This is a genomic window from Okeania hirsuta, from assembly GCF_003838195.1.
GTDB lineage: Bacteria > Cyanobacteriota > Cyanobacteriia > Cyanobacteriales > Microcoleaceae > Okeania > Okeania hirsuta.
The window spans coordinates 1-3,525 of sequence record NZ_RCBY01000422.1; the positions used below are offsets into that span (position 1 = coordinate 1).

Annotated in this window: 3 protein-coding genes; 2 read left to right on the forward strand and 1 reads right to left on the reverse strand. The window is 35.5% G+C overall.

The annotated features are described in order from the left end of the window. Positions 1-474 precede the first annotated feature (474 nt). Positions 475-798, forward strand: coding sequence for a DUF3593 domain-containing protein (locus tag D5R40_RS31240; protein ID WP_124146924.1), 324 nt, complete (start codon positions 475-477; stop codon positions 796-798). 84 nt (positions 799-882) lie between these two features. Beyond that, positions 883-1,920, forward strand: coding sequence for an endonuclease/exonuclease/phosphatase family protein (locus tag D5R40_RS31245; RefSeq protein ID WP_124146925.1), 1,038 nt, complete (start codon positions 883-885; stop codon positions 1,918-1,920). Here the strand turns inward: D5R40_RS31245 and D5R40_RS31250 are convergent. After that, entirely contained in the window at positions 1,868-2,626 is a 759-nt protein-coding gene (locus tag D5R40_RS31250; protein WP_205127510.1) for a flavin-containing monooxygenase, read from the reverse strand. The two genes, D5R40_RS31245 and D5R40_RS31250, sit on opposite strands and share 53 nt — an antisense overlap. Positions 2,627-3,525: the final 899 nt, after the last annotated feature.

Genomic DNA, 3,525 nt, shown 5'->3' on the forward strand with positions numbered 1-3,525 from the left:
AGTACCGACTATCTTTTTTTGAAAAATTAAATCAACTCAGAAGTGAGATATTTTTGAGCGCTCCAGACTAATAATCTATAACGTTATAGTTTTGAAAATATATATTCAGAGTATTTTGAATACTTACTCCAAAGTACCGACTATCTTTTTTTTGAAAAATTAAATCAACTCAGAAGTGAGATATTTTTCAGCACTCCAGACTAGATATCTATAACGTTATAGTTTTAAGTCTGTATATTCAGAGTATTTTGAATACTGAACTCCAGAGTACCTACTATCTTTTTTTGAAAAATTAAATCAACTCAGCAGTGAGATATTTTTGAGCGCTCCAGACTAGATATCTATAACGTTATAGTTTTGAAAATATATATTCAGAGTATTTTGAATACTGAATATAATGTATTTTGAATACAGAGCTTTAACTATGGACTACTAGCTACTTACTACAACAAAATTTTTTATACTCCTAAAAATATGATTTCTAAAGATACTCTATTTGCTCTTTCTCTATTTCCTTATTTAGGCTTTCTTTGGTTTCTCACTCGTTCAGGCAAAACACCCCGTTTAGCCTTAATTGGATTTTATGGCACTTTAGTATTTGTAGGCGTAACTATTCCCGCTGGAATTTATGCTAAACAAGTTTATAGTGAAGCCTTAGCAAATATTGATTGGTTACATGGTAGTGCAGAAGTATTTCTAACACTATCTAATATTTTGCTAGTGCTAGGTTTTAGGGAAGCTGTTTTAAAGAAGGAAGAGGAAATAAGGAAGAAGGAAGAAGGGAAAACTGATTTTTAAAGAAGGAAGAAGAAAGAAGGAAGAAAGAAGAAAAAAAACTCAAATCTTACTTTTTTTGTAAATAGGTTTGGAGGCAATGGGCAAATGAATCTCTTCTTACTTTTACAAATAATTACCAAATTGTTTGTCTATAGTTATTCAGGATTAATTTTAATTTACTTGATACTCCGACTAATATTATGGGATAAATTCTGGCTAATAGCTTTAATTGGAAATTTTATCCCTTTGATTTTTTTCCCAATATTAATTCTGCCACTCCCGGCATTTTTAATTATCAAAAAACGTTGGTTTTTGATAGTTTCATCTATTGCTTGTCTGCTGCTTATTGGTTGGTTACATACACAATATTTTTCTCCTCAAACTATTTCCGCAGCAAATACTCAACCTCTGAAAATTTTCTCCTTAAATAATAGTTGGCATAAGACTGAAACCGAAACTCTAGTAGAAATAATAAAACGAGAAAAACCAGATATCGTATTTTTACAAGAAATTACCAGAAATCATATTACAAAATCCTTTCCTAAATTAAAAGCTGAATATCCTTATCAAACCTCAGATGATATTAAAGGTTATAGAGCAGCAATTCTCAGCAGATATCCTATAGAATTTCAGGAAAATCTACACTTAGCAAGTCATTCAGAAGTTCAACAACGCGCTCTTATTAAAATTAAGCAACAGCTAATAGTTGTCTACAATATTCAAACAATTTCTCCTTGGATTCGACTTCGGAAAATTTTACCTTTTTTGACAATTCCAGTTTATGAATTTGATGAGCGATCGCTAGAAATTCAAGACTTAATAGAACGACTAAAAAAAGAAAGTTTGCCAGTTATTGTGGCGGGTGATTTTAATATGAGCGAACAATCTCAGGACTACTATTATTTAACACAAGTATTAAATGATTCTTTTCGAGTATCAGGAATGGGTTTTGGTTTAACTTGGCCTGCGGGTTGGCGTCTGGATTTTTTAATTCCCAATTCTACCTGGAAATTAGATTATCCTCTGTTTAGAATTGACTATATTTGGTATTCAAATCATTGGGTTTCTATGTCTGCTGAAGTTTTGCCAACTACAGGTTCAGATCATTTACCTTTAGTAGCGGAATTGGTTTTAAGTAAATAGTGAAATTATTATGCTTTTTAATGCCTATTAATCCTCCAAAAAGTAGCTTTCGGGGAAATGTTCGGTAATCATCATCACGTTCACCTCTTTTGCGGGGTAATACCCACCCTGTTGAAGTACGAAGGCTGCTCCAGCAATTCTTGGCGACACGAGATATTTCTAGCGCAACGTCCGAACCTGACTCACCTCCACCTACCACCAATACATTTTTGCCTACAAAGTTATTCGCATTGCGATATTCTTGGGAATGAGAAAACTCCACTTCAGTTAAAGAGTCTTTCCACTTGGGATATTTTGGGATACTGTTGTTACCCATCGCCAAAGCTACTCGTTTCGATCGCAAAGTTTCTCCAGATGCCAGTTTGACTTGCCATCCTTCATCCTCTCGATTAGTCATTTCAACAACCTTGGAATTGAACCGAATTTTGTCAAAAACGCCAAAATGTTTCGCATATCTTTTCCAATAGTCAAGCGCTTCCTGCTTCGTCCAGAATCGGTGCTGTTGTCCATCACCCATCCAAAAGTCGGAAAACATACTATAGGTGCAAGAGGAAGTTAGCACTAAATTGTCGTATGTGTTGGCAAAAACGCCTCCCAAATTTTCTGTTTGCTCCAAGCAAACAACCTCATTGACGCCTTGCTCAAGTAATTCTTTAGTAGTTACCAGACCACCAGGGCCTGCTCCAATTACAATGCAATCTAACATTATGTAATGCTCCCTAATATTTTGTGCTTGTTTTGAAAAGTAGGTTCTCGTGAAAGCAGGAATAACTTTTTTATTTGATTCTTTATATTTTTTTTATAACTTATTAGTCTAAAAAATGCTGAGGGCTACTTCTTCATATGCAACAGGACTTACGCAACTGCACTAATTGTAGTGGTAATGTCTGGCATAATGACCACACATACACCATATATGGCGGTAATGCCTAAGTCCTGTGCAATTTACAATATTCATTTGGATACACCTGGCAACCATAAACCCTCTCAAAAAGCTCCCAGAATGTGCCCCTAGGTCTGGAGAACGTAGCTTAATACAGGTTTATCTGGCTCGTCCCATAAATCCCCACACATTTTTTGGGACATGAATTTAGATCGGCAACCGCAATTTGTATACCACATTACGCACATCAAGTTGACGCAATAAAAGAAAAAATCTCACCATCCACCTCCGGGAGCTTCAGCAAATAAAACAGACTATTGCTATATACGCAGTAAAAGGAAAAATTTCATCATCCAGCTCCGGAAGCTTCAGTAAATGAAACTACTATTGCTATATACGCAGTAAAAGGAAAAATTTCATCATCCAGCTCCGGAAGCTTCAGTAAATGAAACAGACTATTGCTCTATACGCAATAGAAGGAAAAATTTCATCATCCAGCTCCGGGAGCTTCAGTAAATGAAACAGACTATTGCTCTATACGCAGTAAAAGGAAAAATTTTTACCCTCCAGCTCCGGGAGCTTCAGCAAATGAAACCACTATTGCTCTATACGCAGTAAAAGGAAAAATTTTTACCCTCCAGCTCCGGGAGCTTCAGCAAATGAAACCACTATTGCTCTATACGCAATAGAAGGAAAAATTTCATCATCCAGCTCCGGGAGCT